This is a genomic window from Parasaccharibacter sp. TMW 2.1891 (genome assembly GCF_023337675.1).
Lineage (GTDB): Bacteria > Pseudomonadota > Alphaproteobacteria > Acetobacterales > Acetobacteraceae > Bombella > Bombella apis.
In genome coordinates this window covers 856,283-872,204 of record NZ_QORT01000001.1, presented here as the reverse complement: position 1 = coordinate 872,204, position 15,922 = coordinate 856,283, and the positions used below count along the sequence as shown (strand labels likewise).

At 55.1% G+C, this 15,922-nt stretch carries 11 protein-coding genes; 8 read left to right on the top strand and 3 right to left on the bottom strand.

All coding sequences use genetic code 11. The features are described from left to right. Nucleotides 1–116 precede the first annotated feature (116 nt). The 4 genes from DTJ15_RS03810 (at nt 117) to DTJ15_RS03795 (ending at nt 6,973) form a co-directional block, all read left to right on the top strand. Nucleotides 117–1,289 (top strand): polysaccharide biosynthesis/export family protein, encoded by a 1,173-nt coding sequence (locus tag DTJ15_RS03810; RefSeq protein ID WP_248460612.1) that lies wholly within the window; start codon nt 117–119, stop codon nt 1,287–1,289. A 152-nt stretch (nt 1,290–1,441) separates the two neighbouring features. Beyond that, nucleotides 1,442–2,110 (top strand): sterol desaturase family protein, encoded by a 669-nt coding sequence (locus DTJ15_RS03805; RefSeq protein ID WP_249109464.1) that lies wholly within the window; start codon nt 1,442–1,444, stop codon nt 2,108–2,110. 229 nt (nt 2,111–2,339) lie between these two features. Continuing rightward, nucleotides 2,340–4,697, top strand: coding sequence for a glycoside hydrolase family 66 protein (locus DTJ15_RS03800; RefSeq protein ID WP_249109463.1), 2,358 nt, complete (start codon nt 2,340–2,342; stop codon nt 4,695–4,697). Then, entirely contained in the window at nt 4,697–6,973 is a 2,277-nt protein-coding gene (locus DTJ15_RS03795; RefSeq protein ID WP_249109461.1) for a hypothetical protein, read from the top strand. The genes DTJ15_RS03800 and DTJ15_RS03795 overlap by 1 nt, the downstream gene beginning before the upstream one ends. A gap of 81 nt (nt 6,974–7,054) precedes the next feature. Here DTJ15_RS03795 and DTJ15_RS03790 read toward each other — a convergent pair whose 3' ends face one another. Further along, on the bottom strand, nt 7,055–7,597 hold the full coding sequence (locus DTJ15_RS03790; RefSeq protein ID WP_086431881.1) for a hypothetical protein: 543 nt from the start codon (nt 7,595–7,597) through the stop codon (nt 7,055–7,057). A gap of 386 nt (nt 7,598–7,983) precedes the next feature. Between DTJ15_RS03790 and DTJ15_RS03785 the strand changes: the two genes are divergently transcribed. Both DTJ15_RS03785 and DTJ15_RS03780 read left to right on the top strand, forming a co-directional pair. Next, entirely contained in the window at nt 7,984–8,787 is an 804-nt protein-coding gene (locus tag DTJ15_RS03785; protein WP_248460566.1) for a phage antirepressor KilAC domain-containing protein, read from the top strand. Next, on the top strand, nt 8,784–9,038 hold the full coding sequence (locus DTJ15_RS03780) for a hypothetical protein (protein WP_248460565.1): 255 nt from the start codon (nt 8,784–8,786) through the stop codon (nt 9,036–9,038). The genes DTJ15_RS03785 and DTJ15_RS03780 overlap by 4 nt, the downstream gene beginning before the upstream one ends. A gap of 147 nt (nt 9,039–9,185) precedes the next feature. Here DTJ15_RS03780 and DTJ15_RS03775 read toward each other — a convergent pair whose 3' ends face one another. After that, nucleotides 9,186–9,854 carry a hypothetical protein gene (locus tag DTJ15_RS03775; protein WP_249109459.1) on the bottom strand — a complete coding sequence of 223 codons (669 nt, stop codon included), beginning with the start codon at nt 9,852–9,854 and terminating at the stop codon, nt 9,186–9,188. 270 nt (nt 9,855–10,124) lie between these two features. Here DTJ15_RS03775 and DTJ15_RS03770 point away from each other — a divergent pair, with 270 nt between their 5' ends. Next, complete coding sequence (locus DTJ15_RS03770; RefSeq protein ID WP_249109458.1) at nt 10,125–12,902, top strand: hypothetical protein; 2,778 nt, start codon at nt 10,125–10,127, stop codon at nt 12,900–12,902. Continuing rightward, nucleotides 12,899–15,463 (top strand): hypothetical protein, encoded by a 2,565-nt coding sequence (locus DTJ15_RS03765; protein ID WP_249109457.1) that lies wholly within the window; start codon nt 12,899–12,901, stop codon nt 15,461–15,463. The genes DTJ15_RS03770 and DTJ15_RS03765 overlap by 4 nt, the downstream gene beginning before the upstream one ends. Here the strand turns inward: DTJ15_RS03765 and DTJ15_RS03760 are convergent. Beyond that, nucleotides 15,403–15,867, bottom strand: a complete 465-nt coding sequence (locus tag DTJ15_RS03760; RefSeq protein WP_249109456.1) for a nuclear transport factor 2 family protein — start codon at nt 15,865–15,867, stop codon at nt 15,403–15,405. The two genes, DTJ15_RS03765 and DTJ15_RS03760, sit on opposite strands and share 61 nt — an antisense overlap. Nucleotides 15,868–15,922 lie beyond the last annotated feature (55 nt).

Sequence of the window (15,922 nt, the reverse complement as noted above, 5' to 3'; positions counted from 1 at the left end):
CATCTTTTTAGAATTATCATCATCAGGACGATAAAATGATCCGGTTTTCCTCGTGTAGAAAAGCGTTCGCTCATAACGTAAGAGCATCTGCGTTGCTTTTCAGAGGTACAACTGGTTTGGCAGCTTTGCTTTTGGCCAGCTGCAGCTGGGTTCCACGCTCCAGCCCAACACAAAAACAGGTCCACCAGTATACTAAATCTTCTGCCAATACGACGGCCCTTCATTATAGATTGTTTCCCGTAACCCCCGAAATCGCCGACATACTCGCCTCCCAGGTGCGTCCACTAATCTCGACATTAGATAAAAGCAATCTTAGAGTTTCTCTTAATGACCACATCGGCGCAGGAGACATTTTGGGGATTACTATATTCGAACTAGGAAATGGTCTCTTTTCTTCATCCGACAGAAGTGTAAGCGGCACCAGCTCCAATGGTGAGAGTGTAATTGGCGCAGCACCTCGTATTTCATCGCAAAATCTCCCTCCCACTCAAGTGGAAGGAGATGGTACAATAATGGTACCATATGTTGGGAGAATGAATGTTTTGGGGAAAACTCCAAGCCAAGTGGCAATGATTATCCAAAGTCATCTAAAAGACAAATCTCAAGATCCACAGGTTATGGTCCGTATTCAGAATGATATAGGAAATACTGTAATAGTTTCGGGAGAGATATTGCGCCCAGGTCGTGTCGTTCTTTCTCTAGCGAATGAACATTTGTCAGATGTGATCGCTATCGCTGGAGGGGCCAAGTACCCACCAAAAGATTCACAGGTGGAATTGGTTCGACAAGGCAAGATTGGCGCAACTGATTTAGCAACTCTCGAGGATCATCCTGAGGAAGATATTAGAGCTGATCCTGGTGACCGCATCCGTGTTATCTATCAACCGCGAACCTTCACTGCTTTTGGAGCTGTTGGACAGACCCAGCAAAGGAACGAAGTACAGTTTGGAACGGCTAATCTAAGCTTAGCGGGAGCCATTGCTCGAATTGGCGGACCAGCCGATAATAGAGCGGATGGAAATGCCGTCTACTTAATCCGCTACGAAGATGCAGAAATTTGTCGTCGTCTCGGGGTACCCATCAAGGAAGGTGAGCACTCAGCTCCAGTCATTTATGAAATTGATATGCTGAACCCTACGCAATATTTCTTGGCTCAGAAAATTCCTATGAAGGATCATGATGCTATTTTGATTGCTGATGCTGCTACGGATGCAATTTACAAGATAGATATGTTGATAGGCACATTCATGGGACAGGCCGCCACTATTGGTCTATATGGTGTTCGTTAAGAATCTGAAATATGGTATTGAAGGTCACTCTGAGTAGTACGCAGGGTGGATTAGTCTGTTTTCCTATGACGGGATTCTCGCAAAGAGCGTAAGCTTTCGATCCTAAAAGTAGCTAATAATCGTCGATGTTGCCGGTTTGGAGCAGTGTAGTCATGTCAGAATCTTCTTCCAGACTTATTAGAACAGCCGATCCAACACAGCCTTCGATTCCACATCATAAGCTTTCAAAAAAAGCTCCTCCCGTTCGAATTTTTCGTCAGGATTGGATGGAGTCTTTGACATTTATCTCTTTTCGGACCTTCCTGTGTTGTTGTTTTGTATTTGAAAGCATAGTGTTAACTATAACAGTAGAGTACAATGTGCACTTTTGGCATACCATACTATATATAGTCTATGGTTTGTTTATCTGGTTTTTGACAGAATATACACTCCATCGTTTTATCTTTCACTTTTCAAGTGAAAGAAAGATGATACAACGTCTTGTTTATATTTTCCATGGCAATCATCACATTCAGCCCAATCACCCTTATCGTACTTTGATGCCTGTCATAGTAACCCTTCCCGTTGGTTTGGTCATTTGGGCCCTTTTTGTCTTCTTATTGAAAATTGGTTTAGGGAGTGCTCTCTTTTTAGGTTTTTATCTTGGTTATATTTTTTATGATTCTGTACATTTTGCAACACATAACTTTCAAATGAAACGTTTTCCTTTTTCTCTTTGGAAAAGACACCATTTACTTCATCATTATCGAACTGAAGAGCATAACTATGCTATTAGCGTACCTTGGCTCGATAAGGTATTTCGTACACACTTTAAGTTGTAGCTTATTTATTTAATAAATTTTACTCTTTTGTTGAGATTCTCATTTATAAAATTTAGACTACACATAGTATCAGTATACCGTCTTTCAAACTTGAGATACTTGCTCCATCAACTTTCTCTTTCAAGGGACAGGACACCGGTGAGCCGGCCAACGCCGTGACGGACCGTGACGTGGAGGATGCCGCCTCCATCAGCCTGTCCGGCTGGTATCAGATTGAGGATGAAGACTGATGAAAAAGACACTGACCGCCACGGCCCTGCTGCTGGGCATGGCCGGGTCCGCCCATGCCGGTATCCTGAGCGGCCCCCTCATCAGGAGGGTGATTGATGACCGGGCCTTCTATCAGCCCGGAGACAGGGCCACCATCAGCATCGAGATGACCAACACCACGGGAGCCGATTTCAACGGCAAGCTCAACCTCACAACATGCTCCCGTGGCTATCTGCTGGCCATCGACGCCCACAATGTCAGCATCCCGGACGGGGCCAGCCAGACGGAAACCTTCACCATCACTGTGCCATCCCTCGTGGCCAACGGTTACCAGCTCTCCATCAATGCCCTCCAGGCTTCCGACAGCGGGTACGCCATGTGCACGGGGACGGGGAGCTCTTCCTCAGACCCGGTCGATGTCGCAAGCGGGGCCATCAACGTGGCCAACCATGCCCAGGATGACCCCATCGAGGGCTTCGTCGATCCGCAGGCCATGCAGTCCGTCACCGATTACGAAGCCGTCGCCCGCAACATGGCGCAGTATCACATCAACATCGTCCAGTTCTATGACTGGGGATCCCGCCATGATGCCCCCTACACCGACGCCGCCTCATGGCGGAACCTCCAGAACGTCACCGTCACCCGTGAGGAAACGGCTGGGCTGGTCGGGGCCTTCCGCCGACATGGCATCTTCTCCCAGCTCTATACCCTCTGGAACGGAGCCTATGCGGACTGGCCTTCCCGTAACCCCAACGTCACCATCGGCATGGGGGCCTTCCGGAACCGGTGCGGCCTGAAAGGCACCTGCACGGTCGCCGACCAGATCAGCATCGGCGGAAACTGGAAAGACTGGGGATGGGCCATCGACGGGATCGTGCAGGAAAATCCGGCCAATGGCCGCTGGCAGAAATGGATCACCAGCCAGTATCTCGCCGCCCTGAAGGGCTGGGGCTTTGACGGGGTCCATCTGGACACGCTTGGCGACCCGGGCATGTCCGCCCATGACGCAAAAGGCCGCCTGATCTACGATTTCGGCAGCTACCTCGCCGACTTCGCCAATCAGGTCCAGGCCGCAACGGGCGTCTGCACGGACATCAACCAGGTATCCACATGGAACCTTCAGGACGAGGCCGTGCGGGGCAACAGCTGCAACCTCTATGTCGAGCCTCACCCGGAGTTCGGAGACAATGCCTATTTCCCCTCCTTCAACGGGCTGATGGAGCAGGCGCATGAATGGACCAGCCGTCCCCTCATCGTCGCCTATTACCCCCAGCAGGTCATGAGCGGATCCCTGGACCCGTACAAGGCCCTGAGTGGCGACACCGTGCCTTTCTGCAACCCGGAGGATGACGGTGGCCAGAAGGTCTGCCCGGCCAGCAGTCCCGGCATAGAGCTCCTTCTGGGGCAGGTCGCCGTCTCGGGGGCGTCGGAGCTGATGCTGGGGGACATCGACCACCTCATCCCCGGACCCTTCTTCCCCCGCCCTACCCTGAAAATGGGAGCCGACCTCCAGCAGTTCATGGCGGATTACTACAACTGGTTCGTCGCCTTCCGGGACCTGCTGCGGGGCCATTCCGCGGACACGCCGGACATCGTCTTCATCTCGGACAGCTCCGGCCAGAACATCGGGGCATCCGATGGCAATGCCGGGAAAGTCTATTATCACCCGTGGGAAAGGGCTGGCGTGGCGGGAGGTGTGTCCCTGACCAATCTGGTCGGGCTGAAGGACAACCGCATCGACGACCCGGATGGAACCCACAGCCCGGTCGAGCAGAAAAACATCAGGGTCACCATGCAGCTCTATGGCAGCAGGCCGACCGGGCAGGCATGGTATGCCGCACCGGACTACAATCATGGATTCCCGCAGCCCCTCTCCTACAGCGTGGGCACGTCCGGCAGTGACGGGTTCGGCAACCCAGTCTACACGGCCACGTTCACCATTCCGTCCCTCAAGACCAGCGGCATTGCGTGGGTCGAGGGGAACACCCTGAAAAACCGGACGGACTGGACACTGGACGGCACGGCCAGTGACTTCATCCGGGGCGGTACCCCCTCATGGTCACCCAACGGCATGGGAGGGCGTGTGGCCGCAACCGTGCATGGCTGCTGTGGCAGGAGCATCTACTGGGATGGCGTCGACTTCGGACAGGGCGTCTCATCCCTGGCCGCCGTCACATACAGCCAGCATGGCGGGGTGATGGAGTTCCGTCTCGACAGGCAGGACGGACCCGTGCTGGCCAGGCTGGCCGTGCCACAGTCAAAGGGCGGGAATGTCGACAGCAGCCAGACACAGATCATCCAGTCCCCGACAGGTGTGCACCGGGTCTGGGTCGTCTTCCCCGGGCAGGATGTCAGCCTCTACGGATGGAGGCCCTGATGGCACAGGCTCCTTCTGGCCCGCAGGTCGGCCTGACATGGTTCAGCTCCTTCAGCGGCGGCGTGATGGCTCCATTGGTCGGATACAGGGCCGACATGGAGAAATGGCATTCCGGTGCCGCCGAGCTGACCAATTTCTTCGTGCATGTGCAGGGCGGCATCTCAAACCGCCCCGGCACACAGTATGTCGGCACGTCAAAGGCCGATGCCTCAGGTCCCCCACCGAAGCTGATCGCCTTCATCTACAACAATACCCAGTCCTATGTGCTGGAGTTTGGCGACCGCTATCTCCGCTTCATCAGCAACGGGGCCTATCTCGCCAATGCCGATGGCAGCCCCTACGAGCTGGCCACGCCTTACAGCATCGGGGATGCCTTCTGGCTGCGCCATGCCCAGTCTGCCGACGTGATGACCCTGACCCATTCCGGCTATCCGGCCATGAACCTCTCCCGCCATGGGGAGCTGGACTGGACGCTGGAGGTGATCTCCTACAGTGCCGGGATAGAGGCACCTTCATCACTTCTGGCCTCTGCCGTGGAAGGCAATGCCGCCAATACGGGCACGACACCAGGCGTATCAAAGGTGACATATGAATATGCCGTCACCTCCGTCTCCAATGAGAGGAACACGGAGAGCAACGCCACGCTGGCGCCTTCCCAGACGGAAATGACCACCCAGACCCAGACGGTCACTGACCCTGTGACTGGCAGGACCAGTACGGTCACGTCGCAGGTACCGGTCGAGGTCGGCAGGTTCGTGACCAACTACAACATCGGCTACTACACGAATTACGGGAACTACAACACGCTTTCATGGCCTGCCGTGACGGGAGCGGACTATTACAACGTCTATCGCCGCTTTGCCGGACAGTGGGGGCTGATTGGCAACACCACGTCCCTCAGCTTCGATGACGTGAACTATGCACCCGATACAGAGAATGGGCCGCCTGCCCACCGCAATCCCTTTGATGGCAGCAACAACCCGGTTTCCGTAACCTATTTCCAGCAGCGGCGTGTCTTTGCCGGGTCTCTCGCCTATCCCCAGACCGTCTGGATGAGCCGCTCTGCCAACTACACCAATTTCGACATCCACACGCCGGTCGTCTCCGATGATGCCATAACGGCCACCATCGCCAGCCAGCAGGTCAACACCATCAAGCATCTGGTACCGATGGCGGACCTTCTGGCTTTTACCGGAACGGGCATCTGGAAGATCTCCGGCGGCCAGACCGGCACGCCCATCACGCCCAGCAACTTCACCGCCATACCGCAGATGTTCGTGGGAAGCTCGGACGTGCAGCCCCTGCCCATCAATACTGACGTTCTGTTCATCGAAAACAAGGGCAGCCATATCCGTGACCTGCAATATGACTGGTACGCACAGATCTATCAGGGCAATGACCTCTCCGTCCTGGCTGACCATCTCTTCTATGGCTACACGATATCAGACTGGTCCTTCGCCCAGTTCCCCTTCAACCTGATCTGGGCCGTGCGGTCTGACGGCACGATGCTCGGCATGACCTACCTGAAGGAACAGAACGTCATGGCATGGCACCAGCACAGGACAGAGGGCGGGGCCTTCCAGTCCGTTGCGGTCGTGCCGGAGGAGAATGGCTACGGTGCCATCGAGGATACGCCCTATGTGGTGGTGAAGCGCAGCCTTGCCGGGCGGCAGAGCTACACCATCGAGCGCATCCAGTCCCGCCAGCTGGGAATGGAGAATGACGACATCACCCGCTCATGGTTCGTGGACTGCGGCCTGCGCTATGAGGGGAAGGACACCGGCACCGTCTCCGGGCTGGGTCATCTGGCGGGAGCAACCGTGTCAGCCTGCATTGACGGGCGGGGCTTCACGGGGCTGACGGTGGGGAATGACGGCACCCTCGCCCTGCCACGGCCCGGCAGCGTGGTCACGGTCGGGCTGCCCATCCATGCACGGGCCGTCACCCTGCCGCTGGATCTCGGAAACCCTCCACAGTTCGCCCGGCGCAAACGGGTCAGCAAGGTCTATGCCTCGCTCTACAACAGCTCCGGCCTGAGCGTCTCCACAGACGGAGGGAAGACATTCCACGGGCTGGACGGTCAGGGTGCCGCTGCCGGGCCGTCAGCACCCAATCCCTACCAGAAGAAAGACACCGGCCCTGCGCTCATCTCCGGCCTGACCATGCGGATACCAACACCAAACTGGACCCAGAAGGGCAGCTTCATCCTCCAGACCGACCAGCCGCTCCCCGTGACCGTCACCAGCATCAGCGTGGATGTGGAGCTGGGCAGCTGAGACGCACCAACTGTTTCAGCCTACCTCACAGCCCCCAGCACGGCGGCGGCGATGAGAAGGAGATTTTTCATGGGGCGGTTCCTAGAAGGGAAGTTCTTCCCCACAAGTACCAAACTTTTCATGCATTAGCCCTGCTTTAATCAATGCCTTGTCCATCATAATTTTTACTTTCTCGCGATCTGTTGCCTTTGTTTCTTCCCAAACAGCCAAAAATTCTGGCATCAGAGGCCAAAGAACATCAAGTTTTTCTTTGTCCGGGGAGCCATCTCCCCCTTTAAAGAAATAATTATTATGATCTTCCATAAATTGAAGGCAAAACTCTTCCTCAAAAGTTGGATTTGTTTCTTTTGCTCTTGCTAAATTTATAAAACGGACGGCTTCATTTACATTCCAGTAATCCTTCCATGTTCTTTTCTCTTTAACCTCTCCGTCATTCCAATCAAAAGTTTCATGAATAACAAACTCATTGTCTGCTTTCTCCATTACAGCCGTTTCAATTACTTTAGTAATTGTCTGTCCCTTCATGCGAGCAACAAAATCTAAAGCAAAACGCATTTTAGGATCCAACCTAATAGTCAAAGACTCCGTCTTAGGCGTGCGCTTTTTCTTACGTTCTGCCGCCATTTAACCGCTCCTGCAATTTTGTGTGTGCAAAGATGATATAGGCACATAAAAATAATTGCAAATCGGTCTTGACCTCCAAGAATCTAATATGCCAAAAACGTAATGCACAAGATGTGCAAGTAAGCATTTGGAGAAATTATGGGAAATTCACCACGCCCAACCAGCACACGCATTGATGCTGATGTGCATGAATGGATCAGAAAGCGGGCTTTTGATGCAAGGCGGACATTCACAGCTGAGCTAAACTTGCTTCTGCGGGAGATCTACGATCAAGCCAACAGGAACAATGATGAGAACTGAACAGCAAATAACAAAAAAGGCGTTGGAAAGCCTGCAAGCCAATCCCAACGCCTCTGAACAATGAACCTCGAAAGGAACACTCTGGGATGAGTAATAGCACCAATAATGTGTCAAAATCCAGCACGATCGTTGCCTTTGAGTTTGGCGATACTGCCGTAACGGCCTTTGAGCGCAACGGAGACGCTTGGTTCGTAGCTGGGGAAGTGGCAACGGCTCTCGGTTATAGAGATGCCGACAAAGCAGTAAGAACCCACTGCAAAGCCGCAGAAAACTGCAAAGCCGCCGTTTTGGCGGGTTTAGGAATCCCCTGCTCCTCCCCTCGTGGAATGAGCATCATTCCTGAACGTGACCTTTACCGTCTGGTCATGCGCTCCAAGCTGCCAGCAGCGGAACAGTTTGAAGAAAAAGTGGTCTCTGAAATCCTCCCCGCCATCCGCAAGACCGGCGGCTACATAGTGGCTACCCCGGAGGAAACGCCGGAGCAGATCATGGCCCGTGCCCTACAGCTGGCCAACGACACGCTGGCACGGCAGAGGGCAGAGCTGGAAGCCGCTGCGCCCAAGGCTGCTGCTTTTGACGAGCTGGCCAACACGAACGGACTGTTCACCCTGCGGGAGAGTGCCAAACTGTGCGGATGGCCGGAAAAGCTGTTCATCCGGCAGCTTGTCATGTCGCCGATCAAATGGCTGTACGTCCACTCTTCATCTGGCCGAAAGCTGGCCTATGCCGCCCCAATCAAGGCCGGGTATATGGATGTGAAAGAAGTCACGATCTTTCACAACACGACCGGACGGGAAACCTACGGCCAGCCCATGATAACCCAGAAAGGCCTGACCAGACTGGCGCAGACGCTTGGCACGTTTAACCCCAAGAAGGGAGGCGTGGCATGAACCCGACCAACGCCTTCACAGCCTCCACGCCAGAGGCTCGTCTTGAACGGCTGCTCTCCACCTGCCGCTACGTGCAGCAGAACTGGGACAACCTGATATCCGCCCTCTCTGTCGTGGAAGGGTGCGTGCCCGACCGTGAATATGACGGCGCAGGTGTCGCCGGGCTGCTCCGCCTGATTATCAACAACCAGAACGATGAATATAGCGATTTCGTCTCTGAAATCAGACGGGCAGCGGGGGAAGCGGCCTGACCATTCTGGGGGCCTGTGCAGAAATGCACAGGCCCTTCTTCCCCAGTTGGAGGAAATAGGACCAGACCAGAAGAGTGTTCCCCGCCCTCGCTAGGGTTTTGGGCGGGTTAGTCAGCCCCTTCCATTAGTGGATATCCCGCCTATAATTCACTCCTCACGCTTCATCATCTCTTTGAAGTGACATTCAAGCTCACTAAAAAACTCATCATTTGAAAAATTAATTTTTTTATCTTCCCCCCTAAACTTGTTAAAAAATTCATTATCCCAAAATTCAATATCAAGATTTCCAAATGTATTTTTATACAACATCTCCGCCTCTTCTATAGATGGACGAGGCTCCTGATTATTTAGTACCCCACAGTACAAAACCATTATGTCTCTTACATTCTCATCCCCCTGATTCACAGCGTCTCTGCCTGTTCTAACAGGAAATAATTCTTTTTTATTTATATCGTCATATAAAAAAGTATGATGAATCTGAGCCCCTCTACTATTCCTAAGAGGAGTCGTGTTATCTCCTAAGACATAATTTACTGTAATCCCTAAACTGACATAGCCTTCCTTCGAAAGAGAAACGTATTCCGATTCATGGAAGTACACAAAGGAAATAAATTCTTCTTTTTCCAAGGATAATAAAACTTCATCAAAATAATTAACATCTTTCTTATAAGAACTATCAGCAGGAACATGGTTTAATATTACCTCTCTTGTGGCATTTACTTTATATATAGGGAAAAATACTCGTCTGTTTTTTATTTTATATAATTCGTATATAGTTTTAAGAATTTCTTTTCTTGGATCATCTGAAGACAACATAAAAACCTCCTGAGAATTCTCTAACTTTCCAAAACACCCATCTAGAAACGTATAATAATTTTTTATATATCCAAGTGACTTCACATTAAATTCATGCTGCTATGTTTTTTAATAAAATAATCCGATCTTACCTCCAAAAATTGGACATATTGACGATAAAATTCTTACCTAGACACAGTTTACGAACTATTTTCTTGGAGCATTTCTTCCTCATAAACACACACCCGAATTACAAATCCCTGACATGCTCTCCCGCCACAGGGAGGGCATATGTCACTTTTTTCAGGCGGACTGAACACGCTCAGGAGTGTTCAGGATGAAGGACTGGCGGGGCAACAGTCATCCCTTGAGCAGTCTCTTGGTGCATCCGTCATGGCGGGCATCAATGACATGCCGGTCGTCCGCATCGGTGACTGGCTGCGCCATGAGACGAAAAGCACCGAAGGCGATACCCTAAGCCCGGAAGATGCCAATGCCCGCTATGGCATCAGGGGTGTTCTGAACTTCGACCAGCCTGTTTCTTCTGCACTTGCCCAGACCCTCAATGATGAGAAGCAGGCTGACCTCATCCGGCAGAACACCATCCGCAATAGGCCGGGCGGTGCCATCAACAGCATATTAAACACAACGGCAGGTGCCCTTCCTGCTTTTCTGGACCCCATCAACTATGCCGCCGCCCTGATCCCCGGCCTTGGGGAGGAGCGCATCGGCCTTGTCCTTGGCAGTGCCGCCGCCCGTGCCGAGGGATTGGGCATGGAGCGTGTGGCAGGCGGCCTGCTCAGTGCCGAAGGGCTGAACCGCCGTGCCGGTGCGGCCCTGTCCGGCAGCCTGCCGGGACGTGTGGTACAGGGTGCCAGCCAGGGTGCCATCGGCATGGCGGCCCTCGAGCCGCTCAACATGTATCTGGACCGTGACGAGCACAATGACTGGAGCATGGGTCAGGCCCTCCGGGACATCGGCTTCGGCAGCATCATGGGGGGTGGCCTGCATGGTCTGGGCCATGCCTTTGGCCGGCGTCTCGAACGGGCCGGAACCAGTGCCAGGGGGCAGGTTCTGGCCGATGGTCTCGCTTCCATGGCCAGCGACAGTCCCGGCAATGCCGAGAGCCTGCTGAACATCCATGAGGTCCAGAACGCCAGAGACGGGCTTGACCGCACCATGGCCGGGCATGGTGCCGAGCCTGATGAAACGGTGTCTCAACCTCCCCTGCGGGACAGGATTGCTGATGACCTGTCCCAGCTCCGGCAGAGCCATGCTGACACGCTGGATGAAGCGGCCCTGTATGAGCGTCCCGATGATGAGCCGGAGCAGCCAGATGCTGCTGCGCCCCAGCCTGCCATGCCGACCGGGAAGCCGACATCAGCTCCATCCCTCTTCACCTTCCTGACCCGCCACGGTGGGGTGCTGGATGAAGGCGGCGAGCTGAAGGCCAATGACATCCACCGCCAGCGCATCGGCCTTGTGCGCCGCAATGGGGGCATGTCTCTGGATACGGCACGGAAACGGGCCATAGAGCACGGCTATCTCAGGCCCGATGCCGACATCAGCGACCTTCTGGATGCCATGGTGGAAGAAAGCCACGGGCGCAAGGTGTTCCCTGATGGCAGGCTGGCCGAAAACGGAACGGATACTGCCGCCCTGGAGGAACATCACCGGGAACAGGCTGCCGATGATGCTGATGCAGCGGCCCGGGCGGCAGACATCACCCTCACACCGGAAGAGCATGCCCATGCCACGGAGGCCATCCTGTCCGGCCTGCACCCCGATGCCGCCATGGAGGATGCCCTGCGGGTGTCTCGCCATGCCACATGGGAGCGGTATGCGGACATGCTGGACCATGGCCGTGCCACCCACATGGAGCGCATCGGGGCAAGGCAGGAGCTTCTCCATGCCCTCACCCGCCAGCGTCTGGGCCGCTATGCCCAGCATCTTGATTCAGGCCTTGAGGGGCTGGACCTTTACGATCTTGCTGGCTCCATCCTGAAGAAGGACAGCCCGGAAGATGCCGTGGAGCAGGCCCTGCGCCTCATCGAGGCAGAACGGGGAAAAGGCCACGACGCCAGCTGGCAGGGCCATGTGGAAGAGGCCTATCAGAACGCAAGGCAGCGGCTCGATGCCATCCAGCAGGATGCGGCAGAAGCCATCATGAGAAACCTCCATGGTCATGAAGATCATGAGGTCACGCAGAGCCGTGCCGGTCTTGCAGCCCAGAGGGAAACAGCCCCCAGCCCGGAACAGGGCCAGGATGTTTCCCCACTCCCGACCAGCGGTATTGAGCATCTGGACCTTTCAGCGGCTGGGGATCATCCTAATATAATTTGGCATATGCCAGCTGGCATGAAAGATACGCCAGCCTGGCCAACTATCATTGCTGATGGGAAGCATACCGTCAGGCTTAACAAGGAAGGCATAGATATTGGTGGGGGGCATGGAAGACTTCATATCGAAGCCAGACATGGAAACGAGATAAGAGCGCTTGGCTTCACCAACGTTGATGACTTTGTTCGTCATGTTCTTGGGAATGCAACAGAAATCAGGCGTGACCGTCCAAAGCGGAATAACGCCACCGGATCTTACATTATCGCCCATATGGGGGAAAATGCCGAAGAAAAAAGCCTGCACAAAGTGGCCGTCCTCCATCTCATGAAAGAGGATGGTTATTACCGCGTTGCCACGGCAGGAATGTTTGAGAGAAAATACATCGAAGGAAAATCGCTGCTTAGTGGGGACCACACCCCACCGCATCCCCACAGCAGAGATGCCGGACCCACCGGACCCATGCCTCCAAAGGCTGACGGGCATGGCCGTGATGACGGTATCCGTCACAGCGACATTTTGGATAATGGGAATCACTCTCCCCAAAGTCAAGATAAATCCATTATCGAAGCACAAACCTACTCTGACCAGATAGACCGTCAGCTTGCCACCCTAGGCGATCAGATAAGCCCTGAAGAACTGGCAGAGATCCGCCGTGAAAAGGATCTCTCCGATGGCAATGCCGATGCCCTCACCTCCGCCGCCGCCTGCCTTACAAGGAAAGCCCCATGACCCACGAGAACCCGTGCTACAACGAAGCCGAGAAAGCCGCTGGCCGTGAAATGTCCAAGGCAGAGCTTGACGAGATGTTCGGGCGGCTGGAGAAGGAAGCCGGACGCTACATGAAGCAGGGTCTGTCCCCTCGGGAGGCACTGGAGAAGGCCGGTGCCCGCATGGCCGATGAGGAGCGTCTGGCTGCCATCATAGAGGCCAATGCCCGCAAGAAAAACCTCATCGTCCGGGCCGAACTGCGCCGCCGCATCGTAGCTGGTGATGAAGCAGCCTCTCTGGAAGGCATCCTTGCCGGGAAGCAGACCGGGGAGAATGGCGCCGCCCTCTCTGTGGATGCCAGCAGCCACGCCCGCACTGCCCAGCTTCTCGGCCCTCTCATGCATGATCTGGACAAGGCAGGCGTCTTCAAGGCCCTGCTGAAGCGTGATGAACAGTTTGATGCCGATGTGGCCCGTGAGATGTGGCGTCTGGATGACCCGAAATCCGGGGCGCCAACGGGCAATAAGCTGGCTGCCGAGGCCGCCCGCATTCTGTCTGAATATCAGGACACAGTGCGGCTGATGCAGAACAGGCAAGGCGCCTGGATTGGCAAGGCCGACCACTACGTCACCCGCCAGAGCCACGACATGTGGAAGATACGGGGCGATGGGTCGGACCGGGCCTACCAGAACTGGCGGGACACCATCCTCCCCCTGCTGGATGACCGTACTTTCGAGATGATGCCCGCCAAGCAGTCGAAGGAAGATTTCCTCCGCAATGTCTGGCTGAACCTCTCCACCGGTGAGCATGATAACGCCAACGGGCGGGACTGGCTTTCCGGCTTCAAAGGCACATCAAACAGAGCCAAGAAGGTCAGTCAGAACCGTGTGCTGCATTTCAAAGATGCCGATGGTTGGCTGGCCTACAACAGGAAGTTCGGCCAGGGCCATGTGGTGGACAGCATCTTCAAGGGCCTCATCAGTGGGGCACGCAACGCCGCCGTAATGGGCGATCTGGGCACCAACCCTGAAAACATGTTCCGCAGCATGATCGAAGAAAGCGTGCAGGCCGCCCGTGAGAGGGCTGATGCCAGAATGGTGGACAGGCTCCGCAGGCTGGAGCGCAGTGCCCTGCTGGACATCGTGACAGGCCGGGCCAGACAGCCGGCCAACAAGACGGTGGAAACCATCGGGGCCTACGCCCATGCGTGGAACCAGATCACGAAACTGGGCGGCGTGATGATCTCCTCCCTGCCCGATCTGGCCATCAATGCCGCCGTGCTGAGACACAATGGCGTCCCGCTGCTGGAAAGCTACTGGAACAGCCTGAAAGCCCTTGCTCCGGGCCTGAGCAGCAAAAACCCGGCAGAGCGCAAAGAGATCGCCCGGCTGCTGGGCGTGGGGCTGCAAGGACATCTTGGATCCGTCATGAGCCGTTTCTCCGCCAATGATGCCCCACTGGGCAAGATGAGCGACCTCATCAACAAATTCTACCGCATCAACGGGCTGCAATACTGGACGGACAGCCTGTCCGAGGGCATCGGCCTGATGCTCTCCCACAATCTGGGGCGTAATGCCGGTCTGTCCTATGAGGCCCTTGATGGAAAGCTGCGGGCCAGCCTGCAACGCTTCGGCATCACCCGGCCGGAATGGGACGTGATGCGGCAGGCCGTGCGGACAGCCGCTGGAGAAGACCATATCCTGCCCAGCGAGATGGGATGCCTGTCTGACGATGCCGTGGCTCCCCTCCTCGAGAAAGGACAGACAGCCGATGACGTGCGGGACAGCCTGACCCGAAAGCTCTATGCCTACATCACCGACCAGACCCGGGAGGGCATGACGGAACCAGATGCCCGCACGCAGGCTACCTTCAGGGGCATCAGCAACCGGCTGGATGACGTTAACCCGCTGCTCGGACAGGCCGCACGGCTTATGCTCCAGTTCAAGAGCTTCCCGGCCTCACATATCCGCCGCTTCTATCAGCGTGAGGTCCAGCGCAACGGGCTGGACCTGCCCGGTGTCATCCACATGATCGCCGCCACGACCGTGCTGGGCTATGTCGCCATGCAGGCCAAGGCCATACTGGCCGGGAAAGAGCCACGGGATGCAGGTGATGTCCGCACATGGATGTCGGCCATGGCCCAGGGCGGGGGTGCAGGGATTTATGGGGACTTCCTCTTCGGCCAGATGAGCCGCATGGGGAACACGGTGCTGGAAACACTGGCGGGGCCAACCATTTCCGACATCACGAAACTGGCCGGGATATTCACCGCCACCCGTGACGAGCTGGTCGGCAGTCCTGATGCCGAGAAGGCCCGCACCTATCTGGCCGATCTTGTCCGTTTTGCCTCCGGGCAGATACCGTTCGGCAATCTCCCGGGCATCAATGCCGCCCTGAAATATGGCGTGATCTACCGCCTGCAGGACATGATAAATCCCGGCTACAAAGCTCGTCCAGCACAGTCAAGGGCAGGGCTTCCTCGTATCGCCGACATGGAGCCCCTATGGGCGATGAGGCCGACTTACAGTCCCAGATCACTTAACCCCGGGTGCCCATCCGGCCTCCGTCCCAGTGGCCAGTGATACTTACGCTCCCTGCACCCGATGGGAACATCATTGATCGAGGCGATGCGGTTTTTCATCAGCCCGTTTTCATCAAACTCCCAGTTCTCATTCCCATACGACCGAAACCACCGTTCTGCTCCACTACGCCACTCATAGGCAAAGCGTACGGCTATGCGATCATCGGTGCAGGCCCATAATTCCTTTATCAAACGATATTCCAGCTCAGTGGCCCATTTTTCCGTCAGAAAGGCCGTGATCTGATCCCGGCCAGTGATGAAACGATCACGGTTCCTCCACTTACTATCTAGCGTATAAGCCAGAGCCACCTGTTCCGGGCTGCGACTGTTCCAGGCATCCTCAGCCAGACGAACTTTCTGGGCAGCTGTATCTATGGAAAATGGCGGAAGCGGCAAGCGGACCATGAGATATCTCCATCAATGCTGAACCGAACATAACGCCAATCTCCATCAAACACAC